The organism is Thermoactinomyces sp. FSL K6-2592 (genome assembly GCF_038006465.1).
Lineage (GTDB): Bacteria > Bacillota > Bacilli > Thermoactinomycetales > Thermoactinomycetaceae > Thermoactinomyces > Thermoactinomyces vulgaris.
On record NZ_JBBOVH010000004.1, the window covers coordinates 42,275 to 59,148 of the forward strand.

At 40.8% G+C, this 16,874-nt stretch carries 16 protein-coding genes; 11 read left to right on the forward strand and 5 right to left on the reverse strand.

All coding sequences use genetic code 11. The annotated features are described in order from the left end of the window. Nucleotides 1-15 precede the first annotated feature (15 nt). The 6 genes from mobQ to NYE37_RS13905 all read left to right on the forward strand — a co-directional run bounded on the left by mobQ (nucleotide 16) and on the right by NYE37_RS13905 (nucleotide 6,884). Nucleotides 16-1,938: a MobQ family relaxase gene (gene mobQ, locus NYE37_RS13880; protein WP_340712145.1), complete on the forward strand. Its 1,923-nt coding sequence runs from the start codon at nucleotides 16-18 to the stop codon at nucleotides 1,936-1,938. 73 nt (nucleotides 1,939-2,011) lie between these two features. Then, nucleotides 2,012-3,937, forward strand: a complete 1,926-nt coding sequence (locus NYE37_RS13885) for a VirD4-like conjugal transfer protein, CD1115 family (RefSeq protein WP_340712146.1) — start codon at nucleotides 2,012-2,014, stop codon at nucleotides 3,935-3,937. Further along, nucleotides 3,934-4,956 carry a hypothetical protein gene (locus tag NYE37_RS13890; RefSeq protein ID WP_340712147.1) on the forward strand — a complete coding sequence of 341 codons (1,023 nt, stop codon included), beginning with the start codon at nucleotides 3,934-3,936 and terminating at the stop codon, nucleotides 4,954-4,956. The genes NYE37_RS13885 and NYE37_RS13890 overlap by 4 nt, the downstream gene beginning before the upstream one ends. A 3-nt stretch (nucleotides 4,957-4,959) precedes the next feature. Further along, the gene (locus NYE37_RS13895; RefSeq protein ID WP_340712148.1) at nucleotides 4,960-5,130 is read left to right on the forward strand and encodes a DUF3970 family protein; all 171 of its coding nucleotides are present in this window, start codon (nucleotides 4,960-4,962) and stop codon (nucleotides 5,128-5,130) included. Between the two features lie 127 nt (nucleotides 5,131-5,257). Next, complete coding sequence (locus NYE37_RS13900) at nucleotides 5,258-5,809, forward strand: hypothetical protein (RefSeq protein ID WP_340712149.1); 552 nt, start codon at nucleotides 5,258-5,260, stop codon at nucleotides 5,807-5,809. After that, entirely contained in the window at nucleotides 5,802-6,884 is a 1,083-nt protein-coding gene (locus NYE37_RS13905; protein WP_340712150.1) for a hypothetical protein, read from the forward strand. Before NYE37_RS13900 ends, NYE37_RS13905 begins: the two co-directional genes overlap by 8 nt. A gap of 264 nt (nucleotides 6,885-7,148) precedes the next feature. On the opposite strand, the gene NYE37_RS13910 is transcribed toward NYE37_RS13905, so the two are convergent. After that, nucleotides 7,149-7,322 carry a hypothetical protein gene (locus tag NYE37_RS13910; RefSeq protein WP_340712151.1) on the reverse strand — a complete coding sequence of 58 codons (174 nt, stop codon included), beginning with the start codon at nucleotides 7,320-7,322 and terminating at the stop codon, nucleotides 7,149-7,151. A gap of 259 nt (nucleotides 7,323-7,581) precedes the next feature. Between NYE37_RS13910 and NYE37_RS13915 the strand changes: the two genes are divergently transcribed. Further along, nucleotides 7,582-8,949: a tetratricopeptide repeat protein gene (locus NYE37_RS13915; RefSeq protein ID WP_340712152.1), complete on the forward strand. Its 1,368-nt coding sequence runs from the start codon at nucleotides 7,582-7,584 to the stop codon at nucleotides 8,947-8,949. 71 nt (nucleotides 8,950-9,020) lie between these two features. Here the strand turns inward: NYE37_RS13915 and NYE37_RS13920 are convergent, their stop codons facing one another. Then, nucleotides 9,021-9,224, reverse strand: coding sequence for a ribbon-helix-helix domain-containing protein (locus NYE37_RS13920; RefSeq protein WP_340712153.1), 204 nt, complete (start codon nucleotides 9,222-9,224; stop codon nucleotides 9,021-9,023). A 244-nt stretch (nucleotides 9,225-9,468) separates the two neighbouring features. Here NYE37_RS13920 and NYE37_RS13925 point away from each other — a divergent pair, with 244 nt between their 5' ends. From NYE37_RS13925 to NYE37_RS13940, 4 genes are all read left to right on the forward strand, one after another. Beyond that, on the forward strand, nucleotides 9,469-9,651 hold the full coding sequence (locus tag NYE37_RS13925) for a hypothetical protein (protein ID WP_340712154.1): 183 nt from the start codon (nucleotides 9,469-9,471) through the stop codon (nucleotides 9,649-9,651). A 381-nt stretch (nucleotides 9,652-10,032) separates the two neighbouring features. After that, a complete protein-coding gene (locus NYE37_RS13930; protein WP_340712155.1) occupies nucleotides 10,033-12,492 on the forward strand; it encodes a hypothetical protein in 2,460 nt (819 codons plus the stop codon). Further along, entirely contained in the window at nucleotides 12,438-13,340 is a 903-nt protein-coding gene (locus NYE37_RS13935) for a replication-relaxation family protein (RefSeq protein ID WP_340712156.1), read from the forward strand. The genes NYE37_RS13930 and NYE37_RS13935 overlap by 55 nt, the downstream gene beginning before the upstream one ends. Then, the gene (locus NYE37_RS13940) at nucleotides 13,333-13,884 is read left to right on the forward strand and encodes a hypothetical protein (protein ID WP_340712157.1); all 552 of its coding nucleotides are present in this window, start codon (nucleotides 13,333-13,335) and stop codon (nucleotides 13,882-13,884) included. The genes NYE37_RS13935 and NYE37_RS13940 overlap by 8 nt, the downstream gene beginning before the upstream one ends. Before the next feature lie 40 nt (nucleotides 13,885-13,924). On the opposite strand, the gene NYE37_RS13945 is transcribed toward NYE37_RS13940, so the two are convergent. From NYE37_RS13945 to NYE37_RS13955, 3 genes are all read right to left on the reverse strand, one after another. Beyond that, nucleotides 13,925-14,458: a hypothetical protein gene (locus tag NYE37_RS13945; protein ID WP_340712158.1), complete on the reverse strand. Its 534-nt coding sequence runs from the start codon at nucleotides 14,456-14,458 to the stop codon at nucleotides 13,925-13,927. Further along, nucleotides 14,455-14,724: a hypothetical protein gene (locus NYE37_RS13950; protein ID WP_340712159.1), complete on the reverse strand. Its 270-nt coding sequence runs from the start codon at nucleotides 14,722-14,724 to the stop codon at nucleotides 14,455-14,457. The genes NYE37_RS13945 and NYE37_RS13950 overlap by 4 nt, the downstream gene beginning before the upstream one ends. A gap of 139 nt (nucleotides 14,725-14,863) precedes the next feature. Then, on the reverse strand, nucleotides 14,864-15,877 hold the full coding sequence (locus NYE37_RS13955) for a DUF6612 family protein (RefSeq protein ID WP_340712160.1): 1,014 nt from the start codon (nucleotides 15,875-15,877) through the stop codon (nucleotides 14,864-14,866). Nucleotides 15,878-16,874: the final 997 nt, after the last annotated feature.

Below are 16,874 nucleotides of genomic sequence, written 5' to 3' on the forward strand. Positions count from 1 at the left end.
AGGAGGTGCTTGAATATGGCGATCTATCACTTTTCAGTACAAGTCATCTCTCGTGCTGATGGCAGATCCGCGATTGCAGCTGCTTCATATCGTTCGGGTGAGAACTTGTACGATGAACGCAATCACAAAACACACCGCTTCCGGAAACGTTTTGTAAAACCGGAAACCTATATTCTTGCACCTTCCGATGCCCCGAATTGGGTTTTTGATCGTGAAAAACTTTGGAATCAAGTAGAACAAGTAGAAAAACGGGTGGATGCTCAACTCGCCCGTGAAATCAATGTAGCTTTACCTAAAGAACTCTCTAAAGAACAACAAACTGAATTGGTCCTTTCGTTTGTGCAGGATCAGTTTGTGGACTGTGGCATGGTGGCTGACGTGGCCATTCACCGGGATGATGTCAACAACCCTCACTTTCATGTGATGTTCACCATGCGCGAGATCCATTCAGATGGATTTGCTAAAAGAAAAAATCGCGCGTGGAATAACCGGGAATTGCTCGTGGAATGGCGTAAGCAGTGGGCTATCTATGCCAATCGGGCCCTGGAGAAAGCCGGGTTCAAAGAACGGATCGATCATAGAAGCTATGCGGAACAAGGAATCGACAAGATCCCGACACAACATCTTGGTACGGCTTCTCATGCTTTAGAAGAAAAAGCACGAAAAGCGGCCCGAGTTCGTGGTGTCGAGTATCGCCCGGTTACCCGGCTTGGACAGCTCAATCAGGAAATCCAAGCGATCAACGAGAAAACAAAGCGCTTGGAATCTAATGTTATTTCTTTGCAAGAGGAGATTCAAAAAAGAAAAGCTGAATTACGGGCCGGTGTATCACAAATTGGTTTGTGGAACAAACTGTCCCCTCAAGAAAAAGTAGCTATTCAATTCGTTCAGCGTCGCATGAAGGATCGTGCCACCTTGCCTCTTGCTATAGAATGCCGAAAGTCTTTGGAGCGTTTCTCGGTTTCGATCAAGAAAAAAGAGGAAAAACTCAAAAACAGCTATGAGACTTTACAAGAGGCTCAGCAACTCTTCAAAGCATATCAAAAGAGCGATTCTGCTAACCGGGATCAGATTCGTTTGGAACTGGCCAGAAAAGGATTTACTGTCGAGGAGTTTCGGAATGAAGTGATGCAAGAAGTCCAGCGGCTGAAAGCAGAACTTGAGCGCATTCCGAAACAAAAAACCTTCCTTGCGGAAGGAATGGAAAAAGTCGATCAAGCCATTGGGATCCTAGAGCGTTTTACTTGGGAAGAGTTAGAAGTGGTCTATGGATCTCAAGTGGACCAACTTCGTCATCTGACAGCGGAGGATGCCTATCTTCTGTTGGAAGAGGCCCGGTCCACCGGTGACACTGTGCCAGTCGATCAAGTCGATAACTTTTTGGCCAAAGCCAAGAAGACATCGACTGAATCCTACACGCTTGCCCAACAGTGGGAAAAGCTTCAGAAAGATCAACGATTCTTGATCAACTGGAAGCGGAAATTGGATCGGCTGGAAAACGAAGCAATCACTCGGTTGAAGATTGATCCTAAAGAAGCCGCTTCACAGTTGAAGAAAATCGATGACGAGCGCAAAGTGATTGCTGAACGAATGAAAAAGTTGAAAACGTCTATGCACGTTTTGGAAAAAGCGATGAGGCAAGAGATCCAAGAACAATATCCGCATGAAGACTTGTCGCAGTTGAGGCTGGACCTAGTGCAGAAAATTCTCAAGCTGAATGAAGTGGAGAATCGAGTTATCAGGTTGGATGAAATCATCGCTTTTGATCCGAAAAAAGGCAATGAAGAGAAGTACAGTTTGGATGGATTGGAACTTCTCAATCAGCTTCATCGCAGTGTGGAAGATCTGCTGTTTGATGATCAGAACAAAAAGAACAACATCCATCAGGCGATCGAACAAGAAAAATGGCGTCGTATTAGAAGGGAGCGGAGTCGATAAATGTTAAGTATTTGTTTTTCATACCTCGTGGTATGATTGAAAAAAAGTAGAGATTTACTGAGGTGATAGATAAGTGGGACATTCAAAACTGAATATGCGGCCTGTGATCGGGACGGTGCTTTTAACCTTGTTGGGAGTTTGCCTCATAGAGCTTCTTTTGGCCGGGGTGATCGTAACCTTTCCTGAGCTGTGGAAAGTGTTCAAGGTTATCTTCAATCATCCCTTTGAAGTCCTCCAAGAGGCGATGCAACATCCTATTTTTCGATCACTACAACTTGGGGTGCTTGCTTTAGCGGGTTGGATGGGTTACTACTTGTTCCGTCAATTGCGCGGCGAAACTTATCAAAAGGCGGCACGATATGGTGCGTATGGAACAAGTGATGAAGCCAAACCGGAAGAGATTTTAGACAACGTCCAGTTTTGCAAACGAACTTGGAACAAGTCGCCTAGTCAGAACTTAGAAAACCCGCACGGTCTCATCTTCGGTCTTTTAAAAAACGGTATCAAAGAGCAACCTTTGATCTTGCCGGAAGACACGAAGATTCCAAACCGAAACGTGTTTGTGGTGGGTCCTCCCGGATCTGCTAAGACACAAGGGTATGTTCTGACGAACATACTCCACGAACGGGAACGTTCGATTGTGGTCACGGACCCGAAAGGCGAACTATATGAGCTTTCGAGTCAAATCAAACGTCAACAAGGGTACGAGGTGCATCTCGTCAACTTCAAAGAGATGCGTTATTCCGATCGGTATAATCCGATCGAGTACCTGGAAAAAGAGATTGACGCAGAGCAAGTGGCCACAACTGTCGTCATGAACTCTCAGCAGGGAAACAAGTCCGAGATGGACTTCTGGACGCGGGCTGAAGTGGCTTTGCTCAAGACGCTACTTCTCTATGTCAAGTACGAGTGTCCAGATGATCCAACCATGGCAAAGGTGAAAGAAATTTTGACGCGCCATGGAGAAACCCCGGAGAAAATGGACGCGTTTTTTGATCGACTAGATCCGGATCATCCAGCGTACCGGGCATATGAGATTGTTCGGATGGCTCAAGATAAAACGCGGGCATCCATCTTTATTTCTCTGGGGATTACCTTGAGTAAGTTTGATAGTACGGATGTCCGTTGGTTCACCCAAACCAACGATTTTCACTTTGATGACATCGGTAAAAAGAAGATTTGCTTGTATGTTATCCTCCCGGTCGCGGATCCGACCTGGGAGCCGCTGATTAGTACGTTTTTTAATCAGTTGTTTCAGCGGTTGTATGATGTGGCGGATCACAACTTCAACCGTTTACCGGTTCCGGTAAACTTGTTCTTGGATGAGTTTCCAAACCTGGGACGCATTCCGGGGTATGAGGAGATTTTGGCCACTTGTCGGTCGTATGGGATCAGTTGTAGCACGATTGTTCAGTCTTTTGGTCAGTTGATTGACAAGTACAATAAAGAAAAGGCTGAAGCGATCCTTGCCAACTGTTCTCTACGTTATTTACTCGGAGTAAACGACAAGCTGACCGCGGAGTACTTTTCCGAGCTTATTGGAAAAACCACGATCCAGACATCTTCATCGTCTGTATCGAAGAACCACGGGAATTGGGGCTCAGGAAGTACATCAAACTCTGAACAATATGCGGCCCGCAACCTCTTTACTCCGGACGAACTGATGAGGATGGACCGGGAACAAGCGATTTTGCTGGTGACCGGGCTCAATCCGATCCGATTGCGAAAAATTTATCAGTTTAAGTTTTTCAAAGGGATCTTGAACGAGTCGAACAAAACCAGTCGCTTTGACTTTATCTCTTCTACTCCACAAAAAGAAGAACATGAAGAGGAAGCTTTTGATGATCAGCTCAGCGATTCAGACGATTTTCTTGATGAAGAGATTGACAAAGAGATTGAATCAATTGGAGAACTAGTCAGAGAATTGGAGAGTATGAAGTTCTTTGATGACATAAAGCCAATTGAGAAGCTAAGCGAAGGAGAAGGAGTGATCGCATGAAAAAGATCTCTATCGATCAATATCACTCGTTAATCTATGAAAAAGATGATGTCGCTGTGGAAGTCAAAAACGTAAACATCACAGAGGAAGAGATTGAAAAAAAGATCAAAAACCTCGCTGATATCGGGCTTTCTTTTCGGTATCAACTTGAAGGAAATCACTTGGTGATGAACTTTGATATCAAAGGTGAACATATTTTGTTTGACCAAGTTCGAGCCAAGCCGTTATCGGCTTGGGCGCGGCTTGGTATCGGGCGAAAGTTGGTTCAGATTGGAGAGTATTTTGAGCATCATAAAGAAGAATTAACGACGTTTTTTCGGCCCGCAAACTTCTTAGTTTCAATTTCTGAAAACAACGCAAATGTTTGGGTGTTATACCGGGGGATTCGAAATCACATGCCTGTTCCGGAGGGATATCATGAGGAACCGATCTTAGAGCAAGTAAAGCGGTTGATTTTGATGATCTTTTCAACTGCTCACTATGACGAGTTGCTCTTAAACGGAAATAAAGTTGCAAACAAAACAGCACTTAGCGAGTATAAAGAGTTTGTTAAACGACTGACTAAAGCTAAATCTTTTTCAGATATTGAGGAGGCCTTCTTTGTAGAAGAATTGGAGTTGTTTTCAAAAGAAGAAAGTGCTCATCGAGAACATCAAAAACAATCTTTATCCTTGTTGAACCGTGTCAAAGAAAGGAAATGGGTTCTTCTCGGAGGAGCCGTATTTGTGTTAGCCCTGCTTGTTGCGATTCCTTTGATGGGGATGGGCAATCATTCAGGTCCGGACATGTCGTTGAGTTATTTAAACGGACTGAAGGCTGCAACGGCTGGAAACACGGAAAAAGCAATACAGCTTTTTGATCAAGTTGAGTTTGAGAAGTTGTCTGTGGAAGATCAACAAGTGATTGTGCAGTTTTACATACAGCATGATCAGAAAAATAAAGCTTCAACAAAGATCCAATCCATCAAAGATGAGGAGCGAAAACAACAGTTAGTAAATCTTCTTCAAGGAGGTCGATAATTCATGTTAAAAATCAGGCTGATGGGTAAACCTGAAGAAGTGTATGATGCCAAGAAGTTATTGGATCAATCTTTCCGTGTACTTCAAACTTCTCCTCCCTATCAGAATCGGAATTCTGAATACATTCGAGTTTATTTAGATGTTTTACCACCCAAAAGTAAAAGTGAAAATTGATCTTTTTTCACAAAGAAAAGCCAGGACAACACTCCGTTGTCCTGGCTTAGGTTATGCGAAGTTGTTTTTATTATAACGCAAAACAAATGTGTATATTATAATTTTCTTTAAAGGAAGGTGGGAGACATTGTTTTCTTATCCGTTAGAATCAATGAAGATACCGGTTATCGAAAGACGATTACGTGAGTCAACATTAAAACATGAGTTTTATTCTAGTTTTTTGGTGGAGATTGGTTATTATATCGCTTGTCAACTTACTGATGCCGGACAAGGAACACGATATGAGATTCCGGGAGCTTTCACCATTGAAGTGGTTGGTATACAGAAAGAAAATGTTCCTCCTATTGAACCGCCATATATGACAAAAGAACGCTACGAAAAATCAAGAGTCGAAGAAGTACTAGCTGTGGTTGATAAAAAAGGGGAAATTCTAAGGGTTTTTTATTATTCTACTGGATTTCCTTTAAAGCTTGTTTATACTCATAAAAAGTATCAGCCAGCAACGGTGGAAGATTACATCATCCTTTTAGAAAATCTGGTTGATGTTATGAAAGCATTTCGAATCAATCGTCTGAAGTACTTTAATCGAAGATATAACACCGTTAACGAACTCTTGGAGCATGCTATGAATCTTGAAGAAGCGGGAGCATATTCAAAGGAGTGGGTATATCGTGAGTAAGCTGTTAGATATTTTGGAAAGTTGGATTGCATATAAAAGAGAAGAACAAAAGAGAGAATGGCAAATCAAGCAACAGAAAAATAGCAAAGATTTCTTTCTTCATTCACTTCAAGAAGCGCAAGGTGAACTTGAGAAAGCAAAGCAGGAAGTCATTAAGCAAGTTCAGGAGATTGCTGAACTCCTGGAGGAAAACATTTCTCCGTATGTCTCTATTGATATAAAAGGCCTTGGCATGATCAAAGTTCATCGACCAAGTCCGAGTTATCCTCATGTAAAACAATTGGTTGTAGAGGTTGATGGGGAACATTATCATTTTATTGGTGAGCCGGGAGGCACTATTACCCGGTTGGTTTCTGATGATACTGAAGGAAAAGTAAAAGTTGCCAGTTTCGAGCAGCATTTGTCACTGATTGAGAACTTAGAAGAGATTATTAAGCAAGCTGTTGAGCAACAAGATGAACAGTCCCGAAGGATCCGGCGAGTGTTTCATCAACTAAATGCATACAATACTCAGCCGGATCTTGATACTTTGTCGAGATGGAATGTTGAAAAGGCGGAAGGTTTTGTGATTCCTGAATATGCACCAGACTATAAATATGATCAATATGTGTTCGTTGATAATTATGATCAACAAGGTCAACGATATGGGATTATCATCATCCATAAAAAGTTTTATTACGATGATGAAAAGATTTTTGGTTATTTTACATATGATGGGCGTTTGCATTCAAGACGGGCATTAGAAACAAAAGAATTTAAAAAAGGAGATTCGGTGATTGAGTTAGACTACATGAACATTGGTCGATTTAAAGGAAAAGGAATAGGAACAGCTCTTCTTACCTGTTTTGAATATGTAGTACGACGACTTGGTATCTCTACAATCAAAGTGCCCATTCATCAATTGGACTATGAAGATAACTCTTCTGCTATTGAAAAATGTTTTGTAGAGAAGAAAGGATATACATGGACCATTCCAGTTCCAAAACGAGAAGAAAAAGGAGAGTATGGGGAATTACAAAAGGATATTGATTCGATGGATTTGGATGTTGAAACGATTATCATCCGAAAGAAATAAATTTCATACATTTCATACATTTGCTAGAGCATCTGGGATGGAGTATACTTCAGATAATCCTCTCCTTTTTTGGAGATTTGAGCTCTTATGCGATTACCGGGCATAAGAGCTCATTTTTTGTTAGTTGTCAAAAAAGGAAACCACCTCAAATTCTTATGTGTATCATTTTTGATACACACGAAATCGGCGAATTCAGCTGGTTGTCAAAAATAACAACAACCCTCATACCAACACAAAAAAAATAGCCCAAGTGGGCTTTAAGTGTTAAGTGTAAGAAGGATATGAAGAAATTGGTGATGAGAAGATGTCGTAAGACCACCCTTTGATTTGTTGAACATGCTCATCTTGCTCGTCTTTTGTGACTTCCACAAAGCGAAGAGGGATTTTGATCTCTCCATCTCTATCTCGGAGATGGAGAACTACTTGTACTACTGACATCGTCACGTCCTCCGATAATATTGCCAAATATTGATTTGTCGTTGGGACACTTATAACTTATAATAAGATCATAAATAGATCAAATAATAAATATTTTCAGTAAATTCAACGTGATAATATGAATATCGCTATTTATCAAAACAATATGCTAAATATATCTTAAGTAAGAACAAAAACCAGCAAAAATATTGGGAATAAATGAGTTAATATCCCGTTTTGGACTTAAAAAGTTCAAAAATTATTTTGGGAGGCGTCGATCTTGCAGAGAAAACTTTTGGATCGGAAAAGTCTAGGAACTTTTCTGAAACGAAGAAGAAAGCAGTTGAAAAAAAGACAGGAAGATTTTGTTGATAATCAGCTATCTCAGACAGTGATTTCCCATATTGAATCGGGAAATCAGAGAGTCAGTCAGAATAAGATTGTTTACTATGCAAAAAAATTGGGGATCGCTCCCGAGGAATTGGATCGTTTTAAACGGTTAGAGAAAGAAGGGATTCAAGAAAAATATCTGCAGATGATTGCAATCGAGAACTACATACAACTCGTTGATCCGGTGGCTGGACTCAAAGAGTTGCAACAGTTCCCGCTGGCTCAAAATGATCACTTTGAGGCAACAGTGCAGTATTTGAAAGGGAAGGCGTTGAGGTATCAGGGGAAACTCCAAAAAGCGTATGATTGTTTTTATAGGGCCATTCAGCTTTCCGATCAGTTTCGACTCAAAAAAACCAATCTGATCAGTGCATGCTTTCAAGAACTGTCTGTCATTGAGTACTATGAAAACCGTTTGCAGACGGCAATTGATTGTGCAAAAGAAGCAATTGCTTCTTTTGACCCCGATGGAGAGCGGCAGTATGTGTATGATCAGGCGATGATCAGCTTGATCATTTATCACGAAAAGAGAAAGGAAGTCGGGGAAGCACAAAAGGTTTTGCATCAGTGGGAACACCGAGAATGGATGCCGATGTTGATTGGATCCACTCACGAAGCAACGCTGAATGCTTATGAAATGAAAGCTCGGCTGACACCTTATCCAAAGTCGGTCGAAGTGGCATTGCGGGGGATTGAGCTGGCTCGTGTGAACGGTGCATATGATCGTTCTTTTGAACTCTGGACTACATTAGGTGGGATTTACGTTCATGAGAACGAGTTTCGACGTGCAGAGATTTGTTTTCATGCAGCTTTGTCTCTTAAAGATCTGATCTCCCAACAACATCTGTTATCGTATGCGCACAATCAGCTGGGGAATTTGTATTTCAAACAGCACCAACATCAACGTTCTTTGAAAGAATTCCAAGAAGCGGTCCGTTATGCCAAAAAGCATAACGATAAGTATCAAGAGTTAGATGGGCTGGAAGGATTAGGGAGGGTTTTCTTCGAAGAGGGAAACTTGGAGCAAGCTATTCTCGTTCTGCAAGATGCGGTAAACACCGCAAAAAAATATGAAATTAAGGAAAAAATGATTGATCTTTTGCTATCATTAGGGAAGGCGTTGGCTTTGGCAAAAGATCCGAAGTTTTTAAATGTTGCGCAAGACTACTTTCGAGCACATATAACCTTAGAAGGAGGTGAAAGTATGTTGAAAAACAAAAACAGAAACGTATATGTTGGCGATCCGCCAGGGACGTGATTTTTTTTACAGGCAGCGGAAAAGGAACCGCTGTCTTTTTCTTTTTAATACTTTCCCCTCCGTCTTTTATTTCATTGTTGTTTAATCTCATCTTTTTTTCTCTTCGGTATTGGTTTATTGTACTTTTTCAGTAAAAGCTCGGCCATTTCATCAAAAAGCCTGGAGACGGGCCGATCAAACTCTTGGCTTATTTCATAGATAGCATTATATAGATTTTGGTCCATCGTGGACGAGATTTTTTTTCGGTATTTTAATCCGTATTTTCTTTTTGTCATCTAAAAACCTCCCTTTTACTGATATCGGTTTTATCATAACACTTTCCGGAAGTTTCCGTAAGTATGAAAAAAACTTCTTGAACCTTCATGAAGTTTTTGTTACAATGTTCATGAAACTTCATGAAAGGAAGTGATTTGAGTGGCTTTTAACTTAATAAAGGCCGCAAGCCCATTAATCGGACTTGTGGCCACTATTGTCATAATGATCATAGTATTTAGATTCCTTTGGGGGATCAAAGATTACATGAGTAACCCCAAAGGACTTCTGATATCTGCGCGTGACACTTTTATCATTATTTTTACTATTGGCATTCTGTCTGAGGTGGCCATTTATGAAGCGGTCTTTAACATTGGACAGAAGGCCGGCCCGGCGGTCATCGGGTTGATGAACAAGATCGTCAATCCGATCATCAGCTCCTTGAGCTGAAGGAGGATGAGAAAAGAAAATGTCATTTTTGTATATAGTTTTAGTTTTAACTCTTTTTCTTTTTTCTGTTATTTGTTTGATCCACCTTCTCATTGAAGGGATGAGAGGTGGAATCAGAAGATTCTTCCTAAGGTTGGGATGTTATGGAATCACTATCCTGATCTTAGGGGTGCTTTCCGGGGGAGTTTTAACGTTCATGTCCCCAAAAGAAAGACAAGAAGTGAAACAATTTATTAGAGGTGATTTTCATGTTAATCACAGTCATTAAATGGATCTTAATTGCGGTACCTTTTGTCATATATTTCGTAATGAAAAATAAAAAATTCCAATGAAGGCTAACCAAAAAAACGGTTAGTCTTTCTTTTCAAAGGAGGGGTTTTTATGTTTCAAGTGATTCCGATTCTGTCAGACAGTGATGACCAACAAAAAGATGGATTGGAGAATGGATTGGAGTTTATCAAAACAGCTTTTTCTTCATCATCTGGATTGAGTTATCAGGTGATGAAAAGAGAGGGGAAGATAAAAATCTTTGTTGATGGTGAAGTTTCTAAAGAGCAACTCCAAAGAGTTTTTTTGAAAGATCTTGGAGCGTGCAGGATCAAAGAAATAGAGTCGAATGATGTAAGTTTTTTCGAGGGTGAGGTCCATGTATTCACCATCGAATCAGAAGACTACAATGCACTCAATCTCGAGCTTTTTCCCGATCATCTTCGAAATTTATTTCAGTTGATTGGGCCAGAGGAACAACTTTTATATCGTTTGTCTATAGAGAGAACCTTTGATCATCCCTTTTCTTCTTCACAAGAAGAAGAAAAGAAAGTAGAAGATGTACCTAAACAGAAGCAGAAGCGGTCCTTAAAAGAAGGGATGAAAAAAACGAGTCAGTGGTTATGGGAGAACTTAACCACAGATCAAGAAAAAGAATCTATTTTGAAAAAGATTCGCTCGATTCAAGAGGGATATAAAAGCATCAAGGAAAGTTTTTTTCAAAAAAAAGAAAAGGAGCAAATAATTGAGATTCAACCGGAAGAAATACCTCAGGATTCTGGACTTCCGGTTTTCACGCGAAGGAAGTCCAGAGCACAAACATTTGCTTCAGTAAAAGTGATGTTTTTTCTTCGGACTTCAAGATCAGAGAAAAAACATCAGTTCCGTCAAGCCCTGGAAGAATGGGCCGAAATGTTACAAGGAGATACAAAGCTTCTTGTAAAGGAACTTCAAACCGATTTAGCAAATAGTCCTTCTCTTTGTTTGTACCGGAAAGAGCTTCTTCCAATTCTGTGGATTCCTTCTCCTCTTGAAAAAGGGGTGTATCATGAGCGGAAATCCAAAACAGAAATTCCATCTCTGATGCTAACAAATGAGCTGGGATCCCTCCCGTTTGCGCGCCGGATAGATACCGAGGAACTGATTTCCATTCCCCGGCCGAAAACCCCTAATGATTGGGATGACTGGGTGAAGGTCACCTTACTGACCGGGGGAATGGGAGGCGGAAAGTCTACCTTTCTTGTCAATCAGATTTTGGAGACTTTCTGTGTACGGGCCAAAAACCGGGAGGAATGGAGAAAACATGCTAAATCCGTTGTTGCCTTCGATGTAGCAGACGGGAAAATCTTTGCTAAGATTCTCTCTCATATCCCGGATTGGCTCCAAGACCGGGTGATTATCTTGAACCACGCCGATTTTGATCATCCAATTCCAGTGAATTTTCACGATTTGCTGGAACTGAATAAACGCACGTTAAACATTTCGGGTTATGAGAGCGAGATTGCCGAGATTGAAACACAGATCCTGTTAGACTCAATCAAGGATACATCCAGCACAAACTCAATCGAAAGATACCTCATCAATGCGTTTCATGCCTCGCTCCTGGCCGGAGAGGGGAATATCTTGGATGCCGTTCGGATCCTGAGAGATCCGTCTTATCGAAAAAAGATCTTCAATATGATTGATGACGATCATATCGAAGTCAAAACGGAGTTGATTGAGTTTGAAAACGACTTACAAGAAAAAAGCGGAGCCACTCTGCGGACAATTGAAAATCGATTCGCAAAAATCAAATTGCAAACAGCTCTTTTAGATTGCATCGGACAAAAAAAGCATCCCGAGATAGACTTTTGGAAGTGGACCAATGGGGATAAAGAGGGTCCTTATCTGGTATTGGTTCACATTCCGAGTTCGATGCCGGAGCTCACATATAACTATCTGTTTGCGCATTACTTTGTAAAACTCTGGAAGCTTATGAAACTCCGGGATTCGATTGAGGAAGAGAAACGAAATCCGGTTCTGGTAGTAGTCGATGAGATCCACCAGATCATGAATCACCGGAGTGTGGTGAATATCCTAGTTCCCTTGTTCAAGGAACCGCGGAAGTATCGATACCGATACTTGATCACCATGCATGGTTTTTCATCAATTCAGAACCATGCGATCGAATCTTCACTGGAGGACAATGCACCGAATCTCGTCTTGTTTAAAGGTGGAGACGATATTTTTAAAAAGCTGGGCCGAATGTTTTCACCATACGATCTCAGTGATTATCACCAACTGGCCAAACTTCGGTATTGTGCTCTGTTCAAAGTTTCGGCAGGGCAAAAAGACCGGATCTTTATTGCCAAGTTGATGGAACCACCGGAATATCGGTTTCCGGTATATCAAGAAGTCACGCTGAATGACTTTCGAAAAGCAAAAAATAAGTTTGGTCGACCCCGTCGGTGGGTCCAACAAGAGAGGAAGAAAATGTTGTCTGAGATATATCGAATTCATCATCAGAAAGGAGAAATTGTATGTCAACCGCAACGAAAACGACTCGCCGAAACTACTATCGACGTAAGAGTGTAGCTAAAAGAGATTTGAGTTTAGACTGGCTGAGAAGCCAAATCAGTCTGACGGACAAGGACCGTCAAACATTAGCGATTTTGGCCAAACATCGGCTGATGTCTATTGATCAGCTGATGTATTGGCACCCTGACTTTGGCCGTCAGAAAAGGGCCAAAGCTTTGTTGCAACGGCATATCAACCGTTTGCATCAGTTTTATCTGATCGATAAAAAGGATCATCTCTATCATCAGCAACTTGATGGTACAACCAAGCGGACCATTTTTGTCTCTTTAGGTGAGCTGGGGGTTCAAGCTGTTGGATGGCGGCATTATCCCCGCAGGATACGTTATCATTCCAATGGGAGTGTATCCATCACACCAAGGTACTATCACATTGCCCGTGTATGTGACCTTTCGATCCTCACCAACGAGTTGTTTAAGAAGATGGGATTGGAGATAGAGTGGTGGGAAGTGGAGTGTAAAGCATTGATTGGTCATCCCAATCAGTTAAGCCCCGACGCACTGTGCGTGGCCTTTGATCATCAAACAGGAAAAAGATTTTCCTTTTTCATCGAGTTTGATACGGGAAGTGATGATGTGAACCGCAAGGTGAAATTCCCGAAACTCAACAAAAAGTTCAATCGTTACCGGGAAGTGAAGCTCTGGGATGACTTCTATACGTCCGATATCAGCCGAATTTCGGCCAATCCTTTTCCCTACTTGATGTTTGTGACCGAGGAAAAGAGAAGGTTTCCTTTGGTCCCGAGGTTATTGGAAGAAAAGAAAATTGATGCGTCCGTGTGCATGATCACGGACTATCCCGGCGAATTGAAAAAAGTAATCGAAAGGATGAGGAAGACTTATGCTTAACTGGATCCAATGGCGGTTGAATCGGGAAAACTATAAAGATATTTCCGATTGGCATATTAAGCTCATTGACACTTTTCTCGAGAATCCTAAGCTAACAAAGCTTTTGTACTATACGGATTTCGCTCCATTAGAACAACCTGATTTGACTCCAAAACAGCTAAAGGAAGTATACCGTCGTCACATCATTCCATCGAAACCATCTACTTTTCAATCGTCAGATCCTGTCACGTCTATCTACTTTTACTTGGATGACGTGACAGAAAGTTGGTTTTTCATCGAAGGGAAATTGGTAGTGAAAATCATCACTCCTCATCATTTAATAAACATCAAGGAAGGGACCAGGAATATGCTCCTGGCCCAAGAAATCGTCAATTCAACTCATTCCATCTCTTTTTTCTTTGTGCATGGGTTGAACTTCGAAAAGCAGGATCAAAAGGATACCTTTGAAGGGGATTATGACTTGATCGAACTTCATGATCACCACGTTCAAATCCCTAAAAAATTCCTCCTGTCTACGTGGAAGTTTCTAAAAAAATATTGGTGATAAAAAGAAAGAGTCTGGTTTTTCACGCCAGACTCTTTTTCTAGGTCGCCCGGCCAAAACGAAATAGCCAAGCGACAAAGCTTTTTAATCCATCCATGACAAATTTTAGATACTGCATTAACTTTCCCCCAAATATGGAGAAAAGCAATGCTAGAAAAATCAGGCTCATAGAGAATCCCAAGATGGCAATAAAGATTGCGATCACCATGAGGCGAGCATATATCCACCAGAATATTCGCTTGTATCTTAGCGATTTTAACTGATGGATATATTCTTTTACTCCATTTGCATGGGGCTTTTCAATTCCCATGCTTTTGATCCCTTCTTTCATTTCAACCAGTTCGTTTTTAATGTTTATTTCTTTGAAAGAAGGAATTTTTTTGCTTTCAAAACTTTTCATCAAAAGGTTTTGAAAGCAAAATAAAAAGTAAGTGATTAAAACACTTAACAAAATCATTATTACATTGACCGAGATGGACAGACAAAATTCCATCAAGGTCTGAAAAAAGCCCTCGTTCCGGGCCATTATCCACAGCCCTCCGATCAGGAGGGAAAGCCTGATCGTATACTTCATTTCTTTCCCTCCAGTTGGGCTAGTTGGGCTAAGATTTTATATAAATATTTTAGATCTTCTTCGTTCGAGGAAATTAAATCCTCATAGTATTGAACTGTGATGAGATAATCGTCTTCTCGAGGATGTTTGAGTGCTTCATCTATTTCTTTGTGATAAAGTTTGATGTTATCTTTCAAAGAATTGATTGTCCTTTTAACGTATTCTAGTTTATCTTTGGGATTGTTTTTGAAATATCTCAAGTTCCATTCAATCCCATAATTATTCATTTTTGATCACCTCCTGATAATATACTACCTGAAACTTCATGAAACTTCAAGAAGTTTGTTCGATAATCAGAAAATATATTTTGGTGAAACGAGCAAATAAAAAACCTCACACGCATGAAAACACGTGTGAGGCTTTGGTTTAATAGGATCCAAACGACGGGTCTACAAATGGCTCCTTATCGGAACCGGATGAATTGGACGAATCCGATCCAAAATTGGGATCAATTCCGCCTTCGATTCCTTTGAAAATTGATCCCGGTTTGTAAGTTCTGCTGTCACTTGAATTCAAATCCACCTCTGGAGCAGATTGAGCATCTGACGGAACGGTAATGCTTGTTACCTCTCCTCGGAAGTCAAAATTCATCTTTTGGTCGAAGTCAATGCTCGCATTCGGGTCTATATTTAATGGAACATGAACTTGTACATTTTGTTCGACTTTGTTGAGTTTATGATCAGCTTTACTGATATGTAAAGTCAGTTTGAACGAATTGAACTGAATTTGATCGTGTTTCACATCCGCATCTTTTTGCCAGTTTCGCAAAGCATACTCCATATATGGCTTGATTTTGTTTGGATCGTTCAAAGTCAGCTCTACAACGTAAGAGTCGTTTTGTTCGGTCATGTTTACGGCATTTGCGTCTGTGATTACTTGTTTTAAGATGAAGTCAGGGTTACTGTACTCTTGATCAAGCCCTATGAAGTGTTCGACCATCTCCGGGGTCATTTTTGCTTTTGCCCATTTATTATTAACTCCATCCCGGATATATACAGTGTTATCTTTGGCGATGATCTCCCAGCTAAGGTTTTCCCGGGATTGATCTTGAGAAAATTCAGTTGATATTTGCATGTCTGAACGAAAATTCATTTCGTCAAGATAGTCGATCCCGGCATTGATCGTCGTGGTAGCGCCTATTCCCGGTTCCGAAGCTTTGATGTTCTGATTCGCTGTAACTTGCCATTTATAGCCCTTCAGTTTTTGCATCTCTTCAAGCGACTTTTTCAATACGTCTTGAGCGCTTAGCTGCTCAGCAGGTGGCTGTTGTGCGTTTTGTTGATTTGCGCTGTCCGCGTTGAAGTTGATAGAACATGCGCTTGTAAAGATCAAAAGAAAAACGAAACTAAATAAACGGATAACATTTTTGAAGCTCTTCACATTTCTTCCTCCTATTAGATTTTTTATATGTGCCTATTATATTTGACCTACGTTGATTGTGCATCCGGTTAAGGCCCCTGCTAGAGCTAGAGATGAAACAGCAATCATTGCTTTTTCATTTTTATCCTCTCCCTGATTATGTAATGTAAATATCATACTCTTATTATAATTATCTGGTTTTTATAATCAAAAAGCATATAATTCTTATGATTTTTAAAATTTTTGTCGAGCTTGATGAGTTGCCGATGATGTTATATGATTGTCTTTGTAAAACTCTTTTCGTAGAAGCCAAAACAAGAACCCCCGGTTTTCCGGGGTTTCTTGTTTTTTATCATCTATTTGTCAAAAATGGTCCGCGCTGAAACATGTTATACTGATGTTAGACGGGGGATTTTCATCCCTTTTTCCATACTCCTCAACAGGCAGGAGACTTCTCGACTTCTCTTGCCTGTCTTATTGGCCCATTATCTGCTAAGTAAAAGACCCTCTAGTTCCCAGGGGTCTTTTTTTATGCAAATGAAGCCGGATCAACCTTATTTTATCATAAGTATCCTCTGGGTCCGGTTCATGTCAAGGGTCCGCTTTGCCAGCTTGCCTTGGCCTCATGACTTCGGCCAGGGCAAGCCGCCCTTGACATTCCCTTCCCCTTCGGATCCAGCGCAACCAAGGGGAGACGCCACAAGTGTGGACGTCTCCCCGTCCCCTTTTATTAATCATCCCCTAAAAACTTTAGAGAAATATAAAGGACCCTTGGGCGGGAGTTCCCAAGTGAATCCAATAATACGAGAGTGGTTAGCCTTTGGATGTCCTTCCTAGTCTCAGCTAGGAATCGGGCTGCCCGTGACAAAATAATGTTCAGAATATCGCAGGCGTTTGTCTGGACTAGTTAAAATCCCTCTCTATTCTTTACAATAAAGCAACACAACTCTCTTTTGGGTATGTTAGTAAAAAAAGTAGGTTATTAAATATTATATTGTAAAAAGTGTTGATTTTTTGT

Coding starts and splice junctions, on each gene's coding strand:
- mobQ (WP_340712145.1), top strand. CDS start 16: ATGGCGATCTATCACTTTTCAGTACAAGTCATCTCTCGTGCTGATGGC.
- NYE37_RS13890 (WP_340712147.1), top strand. CDS start 3,934: ATGAAAAAGATCTCTATCGATCAATATCACTCGTTAATCTATGAAAAA.
- NYE37_RS13895 (WP_340712148.1), top strand. CDS start 4,960: ATGTTAAAAATCAGGCTGATGGGTAAACCTGAAGAAGTGTATGATGCC.
- NYE37_RS13910 (WP_340712151.1), bottom strand. CDS start 7,322: ATGTCAGTAGTACAAGTAGTTCTCCATCTCCGAGATAGAGATGGAGAG.
- NYE37_RS13920 (WP_340712153.1), bottom strand. CDS start 9,224: ATGACAAAAAGAAAATACGGATTAAAATACCGAAAAAAAATCTCGTCC.
- NYE37_RS13925 (WP_340712154.1), top strand. CDS start 9,469: ATGAGTAACCCCAAAGGACTTCTGATATCTGCGCGTGACACTTTTATC.
- NYE37_RS13930 (WP_340712155.1), top strand. CDS start 10,033: ATGTTTCAAGTGATTCCGATTCTGTCAGACAGTGATGACCAACAAAAA.
- NYE37_RS13935 (WP_340712156.1), top strand. CDS start 12,438: ATGTCAACCGCAACGAAAACGACTCGCCGAAACTACTATCGACGTAAG.
- NYE37_RS13940 (WP_340712157.1), top strand. CDS start 13,333: ATGCTTAACTGGATCCAATGGCGGTTGAATCGGGAAAACTATAAAGAT.
- NYE37_RS13945 (WP_340712158.1), bottom strand. CDS start 14,458: ATGAAGTATACGATCAGGCTTTCCCTCCTGATCGGAGGGCTGTGGATA.
- NYE37_RS13950 (WP_340712159.1), bottom strand. CDS start 14,724: ATGAATAATTATGGGATTGAATGGAACTTGAGATATTTCAAAAACAAT.